Source organism: Arenicella sp. 4NH20-0111, from assembly GCF_040366405.1.
In the GTDB taxonomy this organism is placed as follows: Bacteria; Pseudomonadota; Gammaproteobacteria; order Arenicellales; family Arenicellaceae; genus Arenicella.
Map to the genome: position 1 here is coordinate 671,834 of NZ_BAABWF010000001.1, position 15,606 is coordinate 687,439.

Consider the following 15,606-nt stretch of genomic DNA (forward strand, 5'->3'; position numbering starts at 1 on the left):
GCGTCCCGACGTTAGGCGTGCTTTTGATTCTTGTTAATTTTCAATATTGGCGCTGCCTCTCTTCTCTTCGATTCTCTTTTCAATTTCTTCAGTGCTTTGATGTATTTTAGCGTTAATGATTCTATGTAGGTTAAATGACATAGCTGGAACAGGAACAATAAGTAGAAATAGCAATATATAGGCAAGGATGTTGGGCATACTCAATTCTGTATTAAAACCCGAGACAATCAATAGGACCAAAGAAACTAAGGAACACAAGATAGAATATGGACCAAGGAGCCCATTTAGGTCTTGGATTAAATCCCTACTAGACCAGTAAGTATAAGTAGTATTTACCTTAATATTAGCTTTCTTAGCATCATTGACAGTTTCGCCATAAAGTTTCAATTTTTGTTCTATATTTTTTTCTATAAAAGGTGCGTATGAAAAGATATAGAAAATAGCATTCATCGCGAATGTCACTTCGAAAACACTGCTCAAATTTGAGATATTGACCATAGTAAAATTAACGCCTTTCAAACGGGCGCGCGTTTTTTGCGCGTCCGAGAGAACGCAGTGAACGGTAGTTTTGGAGCTTGTTAGGAATTTTTATTTTCATCTTCTATAGATTTAAACAGCTTAGCATTGTGCTCATTTATTTCAGAGCGCAGACGATTCAAGTTGTTTATATAACCGCTCATCAAACCAACCCAAAGGCCAAGACCAACATAACCCATAATTGCTTGAATAGACGTTATGTGTCTTATACGAGGTATTGGCGCAAAGTCGCCATACCCCAAAGTCGTCCAAGTGGTGATACTGAAATATATGGATTCAAGAATAGATATATCTATATGCTCGCCGTTGGCGAGCAAACCATAGCGCCAATATATGACTGCAAATATTGCAACGGTCGCCACAATCAGCATTACAAAAAACGAAATAGCCTCTCCATACCAACCATCGTTGTTTCCAATCATTAAGCCAACAGTAGTTATAAACATCGGATAAGCGATTATCAATAATATGACCGAAATTTCAGCGGGCAGAATAAAACTTGTAATGAACGATGCTATTGCGAACATCATTCCAAAACCGCCATTCATTGCTTCAGAGTGACTCATAGGCTTGTCTTCCTAACGCCATGCTCTGCGGGAATTTGCGAGCCCCAGCGAGTAAATTTTCCGTAGCAGCACCTTGTTAGATGCGCTTCTATGACCATAGTTAATTTGATTCGATTTCATTTTTAGCTAACTTAGCCAGCCGCTCCCGGTCAACACCCATAACTTTAAGAGCTCTAGCTACCACACCATGTTCCATTTCAGCCGCAACACTTATCACGTGAGCCCCCAACAAAGGTCGATTTTTATCGCTTTGCTTAATAGCATACAGTGATTTCATTAGCTCTTGGCCTGATGGTTGTGAATTATGTAGCATTATATTTGGCTCAACTGGATCGGGGTGTATGTCAGTAGCTACGCCATTAATACCAATAGAACTGAGCGCATCAGTGTATTGCTGTTTTATCGCTCCTCTGAAATCGTTAGTGTCTGCACCTATTTTCTCGAATACTCGTTTAGCACTACCATCTTCTAAATTTAGCGCTGAAAGAACAAAGTGTTCAGCACCTGGCTTTTCCTCTCCACTAATATGGGCTTGCTCATCAGCTCCAGATATTAATTTGCTGATGGTTTTCATATCGCGGAAACGAAGCATTAACCTTTTAAACATTCTACTCTCCTTCGCTTTCTATTTTGACTTGGAAATACTAGCAGCATGACGCTTATGGGCAGCTTGTTTTGATACCCCTAATGCTTCGGCTACTTGAGACCAGCTCCATCCTTGCGCTATTGCTTCCTTCACCGCTTTACGTTCCAATTGCTCAGCCATTCGGTGCAGCGCAACAACAGCAGCAAGCGCCTCTTCAGGGTTTTCAGGAGATGGTAATGATTTTATATCTGACATGCGTCAACTATAATTGACGAAAAAACTTTCGTCAACCTATATTGACGGTGATTTTAGAAATATAGAGAAGAAAAGTGATGAGCATCTAACGCCCGGCTCACCAGCGCCCAAGCCGGAGAGGTTTTTGTGGTAAAGTGAGCGCAGCGAAACCCACAAAAAGCGCGTAGGTTTGGGCGTCTGCGTGGAGCCGCTTGTTAGTTGTTTTTTTCATTCGCGGATAGTTTTTTCAAAAGTTTTTTATATTCCGAAAATTCTTCAAAGCACTCTTTAGTGTCGACAAGCATTTGAAAGTGCTTTTTAAGCCTGTTCGCTTGAGAAGAGGACAAGGTAGCACTTTTAAGAGCTCTAGCAAGCTTCTCTCGTATAAACCCAGAATATGAGCCAATATAGTTTAGTTCAATGTAACGTATAGCTAGTTCAACGCAAGCGGTATCATTTTCCCTCACTCCATCACTAACTCTATATAAAGTTATTCGATATTGAAGCCAATTATAACGGTCTGGCAAAAACGCAGGCGCTCCAGGTTCTTTCGCATCTTCTCCATCAATACAAAATTCTCCACCCAATTTTCGATGGCGTTCAAGTATTTCGTCTTTAGACCATCCCTTGGGAACACCATGATATTCTTCTAAAGGTATTGAACGACTATCTTTATGCATAGTTTACAACTAACAGTATGATATACGGGACGCCGTCCCAGATATCATTATTATCAGGAATCCTTGTTTTGTTTTGTCCATTTGTTTTTCCTTTATATAAATCGTTGTTTCTTATCGATAATTTAATTGCATAGTGATCTTGCTATTTAGTTAACTGGGACGCTGTCCTTGTTATCGGTTGTGTTGCATGAGCGATAGAATTATTCAGTTTTCACTCACCGGAGCACAACGTTTAGATCACCTTTATTGCCTGTTGAAGGATACCTGCTCGCTCGTTGGTTTAGCAAGCGGGCGGAGGGCTCGTAGTTAAGATGTAGTCTTGGGACGATGTTTTATCTTCAACCTGGCTGTGTTAGATAATACCAATTTCCAGTGCTCTAAGAACCGCGCGCGTGCGATCACGTACACCCAGTTTTGCCAAAATATTGGATACGTGGTTTTTGATGGTGCCCTCAGATTTGTGTAACGCGGTGGAGATTTCTTTATTGCTGTAACCGCTTGCTACAAATCGAAGCACTTCTGTTTCCTTGGGCGACAAGGGTTCAGGTTCTGGTAAGGAATCAAATTCGTCTTTCTGTGCGCTTAGGCTTCTGATAAGTGTGTCCGTCAGTGCTGGCTGTACAATTTTTTCGCCGTTGTTAACGGATTGAATGGCATCAATAAGTGCTTCCAGCGAGACGTCTTTTAGCAGATAGCCGTGAGCGCCGGCTTTCAGGCCTTCCAGTACTAATTCATGATCGTCAAACGTGGTCAGTATGATTACTGGCGTAGTGATATCGTTATCGCGCAAGCTTCTAATGGCGTCTATGCCGTTCATTCTTGGCATTCGTATGTCCATCAAAAAGACATCCGGCTGACATTCTCTAGCAATGTCTACGGCGCGTTCCCCATCTTCGCCTTCGCCGACTACCGTTACGTCTTCAGACAGGCTGAGTAAACTTTTAATGCCGCTTCGAACCAGCGTTTGGTCATCGACTAGCGCGACCTTTATGGATGTTTTCGTCATATCAACTTGAGCGTTCAATGCTGCTTTTTGGACCATTTTCTTTCGCCGTCTTTGGCAGCTGCGCGTAAATTGTGAATGCAGGCTGATCGGAAAACGATACGGTACCGCCTATACTATCTAATCTTTCTTGCATGCCTTTGAGCCCATTTCCAAGAGATAATGATTTGCTCCCTGAGCCTGAATCTGAGTATTTGAACGTAATGGTATTGCCTTGATCGACCATCGTTACCCAAGCTTGCTTGGCATCGCTGTGTTTTAGCGTGTTGGTGATTGCTTCTTGCACAACTCTTAACAGCGTTTCTGCAATGTTTACATCGTCTAAGTTTATTGTTTCTTGCACTTCTAATGACACGGAAAGTCTGGGAAGGTCTCTGGTGGCAATGCTAAGCAATTCTTTGACATTGACCACGGGCATGCTTCTTAGTGTGGACACGGCTTCGCGAACGTCGTTGAGCAATAGTTTCGATAATGCGTAGCATTGTTCTATGTGTTTTTTCGCTTCGCCATCGCTTACGCGGCCAGCCACCTGCAGGTTAATGGTTAATGCCGTAAGGTGGTGCCCCAATAGGTCGTGTAGGTCCCGAGCGATTCTCGTGCGCTCATTTTCTTTCGACGCATCGCTTAGGAGCTGCTGAGTGGCGAGTAACTCTCGGTTTAACTGTTGAGTCTTGTCATTGGCTTTGATGGAGTCTTGCGTTGCAATCGAAGAGATTAACGCGAACATATGAAAGGTGGATTCTAGAATTGTTTTGGCAAACACGTTGGTTTCTTGTGAGAACGTGATTCTGATTCCAAACCAGGCTAATGCCACACCCAGTAGGCTCCACCAAGCTAAGGAGCGAGGTAAATACGTTGGAACGTATGCAATCCAAATAATTGAATAGATGAAGAAAACATCAATCTGAATTCGAATGCTCAAAGCGAAGGTAATGGGCAGGATTAAATAGAATGCGTAACGACCAACATCAGGGTGCTTCTCTTTTAACGCTGGAATTGAGATCAGGAAAATCAAACCTAAAATCAAACATTGCCAACTAATTGCCTCTAGTAATAGTGGGCTTTGCCATAACACCCAAGCGCTGATCCCAGTCACCACAGATGCGGTTACGATTGCGCCTGAGTGCTGATAAAAACTGATTCTATTTTCCATGCCGTCATTATTGCGCATTTTACGAAAAAACAAATAGGCCAAAAGTCATGATTAACAGTCGTGACTTTCGGTACTTACCCTGGGCAACGCGTTTTTCTACTATCTCAGTTCTACATTTACGGAGGTGGTTCATGTTTTACACTTACAAAGCTCTTTTAATTTCCCATATCGCAATTGGTTTCGCCTCATTGGTGTTTTTTTGGATTCCTGTTTTTGCCAAAAAGGGCAGCGACTTTCACACACGCAGCGGGCATTGGTATGCCAAAACCATGTACGCTGTTGGTTTTAGTGCTTTAGCGTTGTCACTGATGCTAATGGTGGATCCAATCGGGTTTAAGTTCAACAATCATGAGTTCAGTGATGAAGAGCTACCAAAAGTGGTGTCCAGCGTTAAGGATACGGGCATCTTTCTGTTAGCGATCTCGGTCTTAGTATTAGTTGGTGTGCGTCATGGGCTACAAACGATACAGGCAAAGAAAAATCATCAGCAAATGCGGCGTTGGGACAATTTATCCATCAACTTTTTGTTGTTATCCGTGGGCGTTTGGTTAGGTTTTATTGCAACTGGTAACTCGCCCATGAGTGTTTTGTTTTATGTGTTTGCGTTCATTTGCGTGATCACGTCGGTCGGAAACTTGCGTTTTTGTTTCAAGCAAAACGTTAAGAGGACAGAACAGATTATCGCGCATCTATCAAGCATTATAGGAGCGGGTATTGGGTCTCATACCGCATTTTTTGTGTTTGGAGCGAGCCGTGTTTTTGCTGAATTGCTTACCGGTTACGTGGCTATCGTGCCTTGGGTGTTGCCCGCGGTCATCGGCAATGTGATTATTTGGCAACAAGCCAAACGCTATAAGCCAAGGAAAACGGCTCGCCAAGTAGCAAAAGTATAACGCTGCTTCAACATGGTGCAAGGCAATGGAGTGGAAGTTGTTTTGGTGCGTTGTTGGCAAGAGTGTTTATACAACTGCGGTATACAGGTGTACTTTAGCTTGGATAGTTAGGAGGTTTGGTTTCTGGCACGCTTATTGCTGACAAAGCGATGGTCTGTTTAAACAACTTCCCTAGGAGGGATACCATGGCATATCTAGAGCCATCTGAGTTTGTAACCAAAATGGTCGATTCTGGCGAATCAAAAGTCTACATGTCTACGAAAGACACAGTCATTAGAGCGTTCATGGCTGGCGCAATTCTGGGGTTGGCGGCGGTTTTTGCGATAACTGTGGCTACCAAAACGGGATCCTTGTTGGTTGGTTCAGTGTTGTTTCCAGTGGGCTTCATCATGCTGTACCTCATGAAGTTTGACTTGTTAACCGGTGTTTTTACATTGGTACCATTGGCTTGGTTGGATAAACGACCGGGTGTCACTGTTGGGCAAATTTTACGAAACTGGGGTTTGGTATTTGTTGGCAATTTTGCCGGCGCATTAACCACGGCAACCATGGTCGCCTTCATATTGACTTATGGGTTTAATACCGACGGTGGAGCCTTGGCGGCTAAGGTTGCCACAATTGGTGAATCGCGTACATTAGGGTACCAAACACACGGTGTTGGCGGTTGGTTCACCATATTTATTCGAGGCATGTTGTGCAACTGGATGGTGTCTATGGGCGTGGTTGGCGCCATGATTTCTACGTCGGCAGGTTCAAAAATGGCGGCAATGTGGATGCCGGTGATGTTGTTCTTTTTCATGGGTTTTGAGCACTCTATTGTGAATATGTTCTTGTTCCCGTTCTCAATGATCATGGGTGGTGAATTCACCGTGGCCGATTACCTTATCTGGAATGAGATTCCGACCGTGTTAGGAAACTTATTTGGCGGCTTATGTTTGGTTGGATTACCGTTGTATTTTACCCACGTTAGGACCAGCCCTGATCGTAAAGTTATATAGCTGATGCCATCAATGAACGATTAAAATCAGTCTGTCCTTTTTTATAAACCGTGGTCGATTTTGGCCGCGGTTTTTTCTGTTACTATCGCCGTAATAGCAATTCCAATGAGCGCTGCGAGTGCGCTACTGGCTTCACGCTTATGTCTATATGTCTTCATCACTGAAGTTATCCATAGGTCAGTTTTCTGATCGAGGGCTCAAAGAAGAAAATCAAGATTTTCATGGTGTTTGCGTGCCAGAGCAACCGGCGTTAACCACAAAAGGAATCGCCGTGGCGGTAGCCGACGGCATCAGTAGTAGCAAAGTCAGTCGGGTCGCGAGCCAAACAGCCATACGAAGTTTTCTAGAGGATTATTATTGTACCTCTGACTCTTGGACCGTTAAGTCTTGTGTGGATCGAGTGTTACTTGCGGTAAATTCTTGGTTGTTTGCGCAAAACCAACGTAATAATGAATTCAGATTTAACAAAGACAAAGGGTATGTTTGTACGTTTACGGCCATGGTCTTTAAGTCGACTACGGCGCATGTGTTTCATGTAGGAGATGCGCGGGTTTACAAGCTTGTTGAGGGAAAGTTAGAGCAGTTAACGGAAGATCATCGTGTTTGGCTAAGCGAAGATAAAAGTTATTTGGGGCGTGCCTTGGGTGTGACTCAAAAGCTCGAAATAGATTACGCTAAATTGCCGCTAGAACAAGGAGATGTATTTTTGCTTGCGACCGATGGCGTCTATGAGTATATCGATGCCCATGGGCTTGTTGCCTGCGTTAGTGAAGCCCAGGGCAGCCTTGATGACGTTGCAAAACTCATTGTAGAACAAGCGTTAGCGGCGGGCAGCGATGACAATGTCACCCTTCAGCTTGTTCGAGTAGATCAGTTGCCGGAAGTGCAAGGAGACGAGGTGCTTGAACGCCTAAATCACTTGCCTTTTCCTCCGTTACTTAAAGCCAGAATGCAGTTTGATGGATACGAAATTATCCGAGAATTGTACGTCAGTAGCCGCAGTCACGTCTTATTGGCGCGTGACTCTGAAACGCAGGAATCAGTGGTAATAAAAACGCCGTCAGTCGATTGTCGAGACGACAGCGCTTACTTGGAACGGTTCTTAATGGAAGAGTGGATCGCTAATCGTTTGAACAACGCTCATATTTTGAAATCGTTTCCGGCAAAAAGAAAACGCAACTATATCTATACGGCCACGGAATACATTGAAGGTCGGACTCTTGCGCAATGGATGATCGATAATCCTAAGCCCAGTTTGGAGGCGGTACGAGACATTGTCGAACAGGTTGCGAAGGGGCTGCAGGCATTTCATCGGCAAGAAATGCTTCATCAAGATTTGCGACCGCAAAATATCATGATAGATGGCGCGGGAACGGTGAAAATCATCGACTTTGGGTCAACGTTTGTTGCCGGTATACAGGAGATAAGCAGTCACGTCGAGCGCCAGCATATTCTTGGGACTGTTCAGTTTACGGCGCCAGAATACTTCCTTGGTGAGTTCGGTACACGCCATTCAGATCTCTATTCCTTGGGCTGCATTGCCTACCAAATGTTCAGCGGCAGATTGCCTTATGGAACCGCCGCCGCAAAAGCACACAGTCGTGCTGACCAACGGCGATTGGTCTATCAATCCGTGAGGGACGAGAGTTCTGAAATTCCGGCTTGGGTTGATGACGCATTGCGGCGGTCTGTGCACCCAGATCCATTAAAGCGGCAGTCTGAATTGTCGGAGTTTGTGTATGAAATGCGCCAACCGAGCAGGCGGTTTTTAAACACAGCTAAAGAGCCATTGATGGACAGAAATCCAGTTTTATTTTGGCAAGGAGTATCGTTTATTTTGGCGGTAGTCTTAGCCGTTGTTTTACTGCATTGATTAAAAGCAGACCGGCAATCAGTTGCTTAGGTTATTCAATTTGAAAAAACGTTTATAACTGTCTGGGTTGAATCCTTGCAGTGTGTTTTCACCGTGAGCTAAAAATGGAACGCCCCTTCCCCCCATTGATTTATAACGACGGTTGGCAAACGAATCGCGCTCTATATCAAGCTCGGTGAATGCAATCCTATTCTTCTGAAGGAATGCCCGAGCCTTTTTGCAGTATCCGCACCAGGATGTAGAGTAAAGTGTTACTTGGTCGGCCTGCACATTGTCGTTCTTGATGCTGGAAATACGCCCGTCTAACTTTTGGCTTTTGGCGTACTCTGGGGGAGCTTCACCGTAATGAACTTGCCCATCCTCATCGACCCACTTTTGAACCTTAGAGCCGTGCGCCAAACTGCTGGCGAACAAAATTAGCAGTACTAAATAGTGACATCGGTTTGGGGTCATTTAGGTTTACAGTTAGTGATGAAAGCGTTGCTCTAGTTATATCAAAGTGCGTCGATGATGCCTATGGAAATTCGTAGGCATCATCACAATATCGATGGCGTTGCTCAAGCAATCCGCCGTCATTTTGGAGCTCAGTTGCGTGACTACTGTTGCGGTTGGGATTGCCGGTTGCCTGCAAACAGGCTAGCAAGCCAACTGCCTACTAGAATTAACAGTAAGCTTAGACCAAACGCCGGAAACAACAGCGCAAGAAAACCAATAAGCAGCATTACAACTAAGCCCGCATTAAAGCTCGCAGGTACTTTGGGTAAACCCCAGCGGCCTTTGGGCTTGCGTACTAGGTATGAGATCAGTGAAGCCGTGGTTGAAAGGAAAAACGTCAGTGCTACCATCAATACTGCAATCAGATTTGCGGTGCCGTATTCGCCCTGATGTAAGCGCATAAAGACCTGGCGCAATGCCATCAGTATTCCCACTTGGTTCCATTCAAGTTCTTTAATGATTTCACCAGAGTACTGATCTACGTGAAGTACTCGCTGATCTTCAAGCCAAAATGATTTGTTGGTAACCGTGAAAACACCACTCGGTTCCATCGGGATTTTGATGGTGATCTCGCCCTTGAGATTCTTTTCTTTGCTGAAGTCTACCACTTGATCTAATGATATCGAAGACTGAGATTGGTCCTCTGATAGGTTAGATTCTAGCCCTTTAGAGTTGCGCCAATGTTGAGGGTATCCCGTGTTAGTTTGTTGTTGCACCCACTTTAGATTGTCGCCAAAGAGCTCCGTCCACGGCATGCCTCCCGCCAAAATTATAAGCATAAAGAGGCTCATCCAAAACGCCAATACAGCGTGCATGTCGCGCCAGAAAATCTTGCGAGTTTTGTTCGTTCGGATAGTAAAAAATCCGCTAGCCGAGAACGTTTTGAAAGGCCACCAAACATAGATTCCGGTCAGTGCGAGAACGATAAACCAGCTTGCGACGAGTTCAACAACTAAGGTGCCAACCTGCCCCAAAAGAAGTTCGCCATGAAGTTTTCGAACGGTGTACATAAATGATTCTTTTTGCTGGTAGGTGCCAGTAACTTCACTTGTGTACGGGTTTACATAGATTAGGTTACGCGCATGACGAGTGGCATGCTCTCTAAATGCTGTCGTCTGCTCACTGTTTTGAGGCAGTGTGACACTCATTATGTGACTGTCGCTGGCGCCTTCGGCGACATTAAGTTGTTCTGAAAATGGCCTGTGCTGTTGACCTTCAGATGACACCGTAAAGCGAGCGTCGTCATAAACATAGTCATTGAACTGACCTTTAAAAAGATAAATGGCGCCCGTGATGCAGAGTAACGCCATGATTGGAACGCTGACCAGGCCGGCGATGATGTGCCATTTCCACAGCCATTGATTTAATTGCTTAGATTTATTCATTACTATTTGAACCGTTTCTTTGAGAAGGTTGGGCTTGCAATAGAGTTGTGGCTGAGCCCAATGCGCATCAGCCACCTAATGCACTAACGTTAAACGTCTGTATCAAAATTGATAAGAAACACCCGCGTAGTAATTGCGCCCGTCAACGGTCCTAAAAGTGAGGTTCCCTCTGCTAAAGCTCGATCTATCTTCCAGTGTGTCGGATAGATTCAATACGTTTAACCAAAATCTCCATTGGTCTTTGGCGTACGAAAGTCGGAGGTTTAGTCGTTCATCTCGCTTAAACTTTCCAGCGTCTGAATTTGCATCATCAGAGTAGTAAGTGGAATAGAAATCGCCTTCCAGTTCAGCGGTGAAGTTGCTCAAAGGTTCCCAGGCCAGTCTGGCATTAAGATGATGTTCGGGTGACCTCGCCAGTTCGTTTCCAGAGTAGTCATCGGCAGCGCCTGGCGTGCTTTGAACAAAAGAATCGAACTTGTTTTTGGCATAAGTGTGCGTCACCCCTATTCGCCAGTTAGCTTCCGATGGGGCGTACTCCAACACTGATTCGACGCCCTGAACGGTGACCTGACCTGCATTCGTCGTCAGTTCAAATTCGTCGCCACTAGTGTTAAACAGCTCTTGTGTAACCAAGTAGTTACTTATTCTGTTCCGATAGATCGACGTATCGTAAGCCCAGTTTCCGATGTTTCCTCGAATTCCAAGTTCTATGTTTTTCGCTTCTTCAGGTTTTAAGTTTGGGTTGCCATTCTCAGGGTCGTACAAATCGTCTAAATCAGGCGTGTAAAAACCTTCAGAGACAGAGAGCCAAACTTGGTTTGTGTCCGATACGGCGTAGGTTAGCCCGAGCTTAGGCGCAGTGGAATCAAACTCAGCTTGCTGTCCGCCCTCCAAATCCGAAGCGAGGTGGATTTCTTCGTGTCTGACCCCAGCGATTACGGTAAACCGGTCAGTGACGTCGAGTTTATATTGCCCGTAGTACGCATCGATAGCTAACTGGGTTGAAAACCGATTAAAATCTCCGGCTAAATCCACATCGGCGCGATCGAACTGCTTCGTATCAACGTCTCCTCTGTACGTGTCGATGCCGAATATCAGGGAACCATTACTCAAGTCGTGGCGATAGCTTAGATTGGCGTTTGTGGCGTCATCGTTTGAATCCTGCGGGCCTCTGAATCGAGAGAGACCGATGGTGTCTTTAGTGCGGCGAAGCAGTACGCCATTGATTTCACCTTGGTCCAGCTGATGGCGCACAGTGATGGAAGCCGTATCTTGAATGAGGTCTGTCGCTGAACTTAGGCTTCCAGCCTGACGTGGGTCGGTGGCAATTTGTTCCGCACTCAAGTTTCCTCTCACTTGAGTTACTTCCTCAAATCGCTCTGCCCTTGAAGTAAGGCGAGTGCGATCATTAAGATCATAAACCAACTTTACGCTGGCGGCGTCTCTGTCATTTTGGGATTCTTCGCGTAGCCCATCAAGCTTTCGGCTGTTCAGATTAAGCGAATAGCCAAAGTCGCCAACCGTATTACCATAATCAACTCCGAGTCGCCGACGCCCAAAGTTTCCGCTCTCTGCGCTTATGCTGCCGGAGCTTTGTTTAGGAACGTCTTGGGTTACAACATTAACCACTCCACCGAATACGTTATTGGGAAACAAAGCGGAAGCGGGTCCCTTAATTACTTCCACTCGTTGAATGTCCGCTGTGTTCACCCGATCAAGTCTTTGGGTGGCACCGCTGTAGGGGCTTTCTATTGGCACGCCGTCTACGAAGGCCAATGTGTAACTTTTGCCGCCATTTGGGATTCGCAAATTCCTGACCTGAGTTTCACCCGGAATTCGATCCAATAATTCATCAGGGTCAACAAAGCGGATGCGCTCAATTTCTATTTGACCGACCACGTGAGCATTCAGGGGCAGTTCCTTGAGGTTTATGCCGCCCAATTTGGCATTTTTGGCGTTAGAGGCACCCAGTACGGTGATGGTTTCGATTAATGCTTCAGGCGCTGAGTTAATGGTTTGTTCAGAGGCGTGGATGTTGCTTTGTGGCACTGAGCAACATAACGCGATGGCGATGCTGATTGGAGTTATCTTCATGGTAGCTCTCGAATGTCTTTTCTATGGCGCAGGTACCTGGCAACACCTATGTTTGCCAAATATATATGCCGTAATGGTTAGTCAGCTGGTAACAGCGAACTCGTATTGTTTTTTAAGAAAAGACTCTAATCGGAGGGGCACGGCCTTGTGCCAGAAAATAAGCGAATGTACTTAGAACAACAGTGGTGGTAGCGGCCTGTTTTAATTTGCTCTCTTCGAGCGTAACGTCGTTGTATGGGTGAGACGTAAGATACTTGTCGAATGCATCATCACTCGGTGGAAACAAACACAGTTTGCAGTGCTGAGATGGTTGTTGCGTGCCGACTGAATCTGATTCGACTTCAACCCACTGATAGCCTTGAGATGTGCATAAAAGTACCGATTGGCTTCCAGAATTTGCCGCCGCAAACGCACCAGTGGAGGTTATCGCATTGAGGATTAATGCGAAAATTACCACGTAGATGGTCTTAGATTGAAAGGCCGACAAGTTCACTTTTAACGCTACATCAATTTTATGTGTGTCTCTGGGGTCGCGGCTAATCTAAGGTTTATAGAATTAAAAATCAAGGTTTTACAGAGTAAAGAATGGTTTTGTAGAACCTGTGTTGTCGTGTTTTGAAGCTGCGGTGGCCACCCTAATTATGCCACCGCAGTAAGCTTAGTACTTGCTAACGTACCTCTAGAGATAGGGTGTCTAGGTTTTCGGAATCAGGCCCGATCATGATGTCGAAGATGCCGGGCTCAACTACTCGCTGCATGTTGATGTCGTAGAAAGCCAGAGCTTCGCCGGCGTTAAATTCAATGCTCACGGTCTTGGACTCTCCAGGATTTAACGAAACTCGTTTAAAGGCCTTAAGCTCTTTTACTGGTCGAGTCACTGAGCTAGATCGATCACGGACATACAACTGAATAATTTCGTCACCAGCCATATCGCCTGAGTTTTTCACAACCACAGAAACGCTGACGTTTTCGTTCTTATTGATGACATTTTTGCTCAGCGTTGGAGCAGCGTAGTTAAATGTGGTGTAGCTTAGGCCAAACCCAAATGGGTAGAGTGCGCTGATATTGCTGTCCACATAGCCTCGTCGGGCACTGGGTTTGTAATTGTAGTAAGCCGGTAAATGACCAACAGAACGAGGAATTGTCACCGGCAATTTTCCACTTGGATTTACCGACCCAAAGAGCACGTCAGCGACAGCAGTCCCAGTCTCTTGACCGAGAATCCATCCTTCAATAATGGCGGGCGCTTTTTCCGATATATCGGTGATGGCTAAAGGTCGACCATTGATTAACACCACAATGATTGGCTTACCAGTCTCGTAGAGTGCATCGAACAATTCCTGTTGTTCACCGATGAGTGAAATGTTTGACCTATCGCCTAAATGATTATCTTGATAGGCTTCACGGCTGGTGGCTTCGTTGCCCCCCACTACTAAGATTACTTTATCGGCTTGTTTTGCAATATTAACGGCGCTCTTTATACGATTTAGGTTCTCGTCTCGGTCAGCAAAAACCACCTCATCTCTACCCCAGCTCTTCCAGCTGGCATTTTCAGTGATTCGGACCCCTTCCGCGTACAATACTTTACTCTTGCTCAGGGAGCTGCCAATAGATTGGTCAGCGACTTTGTTCTTAATTCCTTCTAAAATGGAAACGGTTTGCCTAGGTTGGTCTGAATAGCCTCCAAGAACTACCCCTTCGGCATTGGGGCCAATTACGGCCAGCGTTTCGCCTTTGTTTACATCGAGTGGTAGAGTTGAGTTGTCATTTTTGAGTAAGGTAATGCTTTGATGTGCGGCTTTAAGGGCAAGGTCTCTCGCTTCTTGATTCCCGGTAATTAGCTCTGCGAACTCCGCGTCCGCATACGGGGATTCAAATAATCCGGCGTTAAACTTTAAGGTTAAAATCTTGCCAACAGATTCGTCGATCGATGACTCAGGGTATTTACCGGTCTTTACTAACTTAATCAGTTCAGGATAAATGGCTGGATCTGGTAATTCTAGATCAACGCCTACTCCGTGTGCGATTACGGCTGCGCCAGCGTTTGTGTCGGTGATGTGATGAAGTGATTTTAACTGTTCAATTGCAAAATAGTCAGAAACGACCAGTCCTTGAAACCCCCACTCTTTTCGCAGTACGTCTCTCAGCAAAAACTTACTTCCATGAGATGGTACGCCATCTATTTCATTGTAAGACGCCATGACAGAGGCGGCATTCGCTTCCTTAATGGCGGCCTCAAAAGGAGGAAAGAAGACTTCTCTGAGTACTCGTGTGGAAATATTCGACGGTGCGATATTGGTGCCAGATTCCGGTTGGCCATGTCCCGTCATGTGTTTCAGGGTGGTAAAAACCTTGCCTGGTTCTAACTTAGTAGACCGGCCTTGAAACCCTTTTACTGCAGCGACCCCCATTCTGGAAACGAGATGGGGGTCTTCACCGAATGTTTCTTCGATTCGTCCCCATCGAGGGTCACGGGCGACATCGATCACCGGCGACAAGACATGGTGCACACCGCGTGCTCTTATTTCACGCGCGGTTATGGCGTAGACCTGTTCAATAAGGTCGGTGTTCCATGTGCTTGCTAGGGCAATCGATTGAGGGAATGACGTCGCGTCTTTTGCTTGAAAGCCATGCAGGCCTTCTTCATGAAACAGGACAGGAATACCAAGCCGAGTTTCTTCCGTTGCGTATTTCTGGATGGCATTCGTCAGTGCGACACTGGAGGCCGCATCGCGGGCCGGAGTCTCGTTTGAGTCCCCTAGCCCAACGATATCTTGTGGACGCGCTATGCAGCCAATTCCGTTCGGGTGCATTGTCTCCATTTTTTTTGTGTCTAAGTTTCCAGACGTATCCAAAAATTGTCTTTTTCCTTGCCATACACACATCATTTGCGACACTTTTTCTTCCAGTGTCATTTCTGATAATAGGTCTTTGACACGTTCCGGCGTTGATAGAGAAGAGTCTTTGTATCTGGGCGGTGAGTGTTCCTGCGCTAAGGTTAGGTGGGTGGTTAAAAACAGAGCCACAAAAATTGCGCTCGTGAAAAGTGTGTTGTTCGTAGACGTGAACATGCGTATCTCCTTACAAGTAATTGGTGGGCTTTTTGATT

The 15,606-nt window shown here is 45.4% G+C and carries 15 protein-coding genes; 3 read left to right on the forward strand and 12 right to left on the reverse strand.

The features are described from left to right. Positions 1-33 precede the first annotated feature (33 nt). From ABWW54_RS02835 to ABWW54_RS02865, 7 genes are all read right to left on the reverse strand, one after another. The gene (locus tag ABWW54_RS02835; RefSeq protein ID WP_353409901.1) at positions 34-498 is read right to left on the reverse strand and encodes a hypothetical protein; all 465 of its coding nucleotides are present in this window, start codon (positions 496-498) and stop codon (positions 34-36) included. An 80-nt stretch (positions 499-578) separates the two neighbouring features. Next, entirely contained in the window at positions 579-1,103 is a 525-nt protein-coding gene (locus ABWW54_RS02840; RefSeq protein WP_353409903.1) for an ion channel, read from the reverse strand. A gap of 100 nt (positions 1,104-1,203) precedes the next feature. Next, positions 1,204-1,710 carry a Clp protease N-terminal domain-containing protein gene (locus ABWW54_RS02845; RefSeq protein ID WP_353409905.1) on the reverse strand — a complete coding sequence of 169 codons (507 nt, stop codon included), beginning with the start codon at positions 1,708-1,710 and terminating at the stop codon, positions 1,204-1,206. A gap of 18 nt (positions 1,711-1,728) precedes the next feature. Continuing rightward, positions 1,729-1,944, reverse strand: a complete 216-nt coding sequence (locus tag ABWW54_RS02850) for a helix-turn-helix domain-containing protein (protein WP_353409907.1) — start codon at positions 1,942-1,944, stop codon at positions 1,729-1,731. A gap of 194 nt (positions 1,945-2,138) precedes the next feature. Further along, positions 2,139-2,603, reverse strand: a complete 465-nt coding sequence (locus ABWW54_RS02855; RefSeq protein WP_353409909.1) for a hypothetical protein — start codon at positions 2,601-2,603, stop codon at positions 2,139-2,141. Between the two features lie 352 nt (positions 2,604-2,955). Further along, positions 2,956-3,609 (reverse strand): response regulator, encoded by a 654-nt coding sequence (locus tag ABWW54_RS02860; RefSeq protein ID WP_353410378.1) that lies wholly within the window; start codon positions 3,607-3,609, stop codon positions 2,956-2,958. Between the two features lies 1 nt (position 3,610). After that, on the reverse strand, positions 3,611-4,777 hold the full coding sequence (locus ABWW54_RS02865) for a sensor histidine kinase (protein WP_353409911.1): 1,167 nt from the start codon (positions 4,775-4,777) through the stop codon (positions 3,611-3,613). Between the two features lie 113 nt (positions 4,778-4,890). Between ABWW54_RS02865 and ABWW54_RS02870 the strand changes: the two genes are divergently transcribed. The 3 genes from ABWW54_RS02870 to ABWW54_RS02880 all read left to right on the forward strand — a co-directional run bounded on the left by ABWW54_RS02870 (position 4,891) and on the right by ABWW54_RS02880 (position 8,523). Continuing rightward, positions 4,891-5,652: a hypothetical protein gene (locus tag ABWW54_RS02870; RefSeq protein ID WP_353409913.1), complete on the forward strand. Its 762-nt coding sequence runs from the start codon at positions 4,891-4,893 to the stop codon at positions 5,650-5,652. 185 nt (positions 5,653-5,837) lie between these two features. Continuing rightward, complete coding sequence (locus ABWW54_RS02875; RefSeq protein ID WP_353409915.1) at positions 5,838-6,650, forward strand: formate/nitrite transporter family protein; 813 nt, start codon at positions 5,838-5,840, stop codon at positions 6,648-6,650. A 148-nt stretch (positions 6,651-6,798) separates the two neighbouring features. Beyond that, a complete protein-coding gene (locus ABWW54_RS02880; protein WP_353410380.1) occupies positions 6,799-8,523 on the forward strand; it encodes a bifunctional protein-serine/threonine kinase/phosphatase in 1,725 nt (574 codons plus the stop codon). Between the two features lie 18 nt (positions 8,524-8,541). Here ABWW54_RS02880 and ABWW54_RS02885 read toward each other — a convergent pair whose 3' ends face one another. The 5 genes from ABWW54_RS02885 to ABWW54_RS02905 all read right to left on the reverse strand — a co-directional run bounded on the left by ABWW54_RS02885 (position 8,542) and on the right by ABWW54_RS02905 (position 15,568). Further along, positions 8,542-8,976 carry a glutaredoxin domain-containing protein gene (locus tag ABWW54_RS02885; protein WP_353409917.1) on the reverse strand — a complete coding sequence of 145 codons (435 nt, stop codon included), beginning with the start codon at positions 8,974-8,976 and terminating at the stop codon, positions 8,542-8,544. 143 nt (positions 8,977-9,119) lie between these two features. Then, positions 9,120-10,403 (reverse strand): PepSY-associated TM helix domain-containing protein, encoded by a 1,284-nt coding sequence (locus ABWW54_RS02890; protein ID WP_353409919.1) that lies wholly within the window; start codon positions 10,401-10,403, stop codon positions 9,120-9,122. Positions 10,404-10,505: 102 nt separating this feature from the next. Then, positions 10,506-12,497, reverse strand: coding sequence for a TonB-dependent receptor family protein (locus ABWW54_RS02895; protein WP_353409921.1), 1,992 nt, complete (start codon positions 12,495-12,497; stop codon positions 10,506-10,508). 112 nt (positions 12,498-12,609) lie between these two features. Continuing rightward, positions 12,610-12,990: a hypothetical protein gene (locus ABWW54_RS02900; protein ID WP_353409923.1), complete on the reverse strand. Its 381-nt coding sequence runs from the start codon at positions 12,988-12,990 to the stop codon at positions 12,610-12,612. Positions 12,991-13,165: 175 nt separating this feature from the next. After that, a complete protein-coding gene (locus tag ABWW54_RS02905) occupies positions 13,166-15,568 on the reverse strand; it encodes a glycoside hydrolase family 3 N-terminal domain-containing protein (protein ID WP_353409925.1) in 2,403 nt (800 codons plus the stop codon). Between the last annotated feature and the right edge of the window lie 38 nt (positions 15,569-15,606).

Bases quoted from the DNA above. Each gene is read 5' to 3' on its own strand.
- ABWW54_RS02835 (WP_353409901.1), bottom strand. From the start codon at position 498: ATGGTCAATATCTCAAATTTGAGCAGTGTTTTCGAAGTGACATTCGCG.
- ABWW54_RS02840 (WP_353409903.1), bottom strand. From the start codon at position 1,103: ATGAGTCACTCTGAAGCAATGAATGGCGGTTTTGGAATGATGTTCGCA.
- ABWW54_RS02845 (WP_353409905.1), bottom strand. From the start codon at position 1,710: ATGTTTAAAAGGTTAATGCTTCGTTTCCGCGATATGAAAACCATCAGC.
- ABWW54_RS02850 (WP_353409907.1), bottom strand. From the start codon at position 1,944: ATGTCAGATATAAAATCATTACCATCTCCTGAAAACCCTGAAGAGGCG.
- ABWW54_RS02855 (WP_353409909.1), bottom strand. From the start codon at position 2,603: ATGCATAAAGATAGTCGTTCAATACCTTTAGAAGAATATCATGGTGTT.
- ABWW54_RS02860 (WP_353410378.1), bottom strand. From the start codon at position 3,609: ATGACGAAAACATCCATAAAGGTCGCGCTAGTCGATGACCAAACGCTG.
- ABWW54_RS02865 (WP_353409911.1), bottom strand. From the start codon at position 4,777: ATGCGCAATAATGACGGCATGGAAAATAGAATCAGTTTTTATCAGCAC.
- ABWW54_RS02870 (WP_353409913.1), top strand. From the start codon at position 4,891: ATGTTTTACACTTACAAAGCTCTTTTAATTTCCCATATCGCAATTGGT.
- ABWW54_RS02875 (WP_353409915.1), top strand. From the start codon at position 5,838: ATGGCATATCTAGAGCCATCTGAGTTTGTAACCAAAATGGTCGATTCT.
- ABWW54_RS02880 (WP_353410380.1), top strand. From the start codon at position 6,799: ATGTCTTCATCACTGAAGTTATCCATAGGTCAGTTTTCTGATCGAGGG.
- ABWW54_RS02885 (WP_353409917.1), bottom strand. From the start codon at position 8,976: ATGACCCCAAACCGATGTCACTATTTAGTACTGCTAATTTTGTTCGCC.
- ABWW54_RS02890 (WP_353409919.1), bottom strand. From the start codon at position 10,403: ATGAATAAATCTAAGCAATTAAATCAATGGCTGTGGAAATGGCACATC.
- ABWW54_RS02895 (WP_353409921.1), bottom strand. From the start codon at position 12,497: ATGAAGATAACTCCAATCAGCATCGCCATCGCGTTATGTTGCTCAGTG.
- ABWW54_RS02905 (WP_353409925.1), bottom strand. From the start codon at position 15,568: ATGTTCACGTCTACGAACAACACACTTTTCACGAGCGCAATTTTTGTG.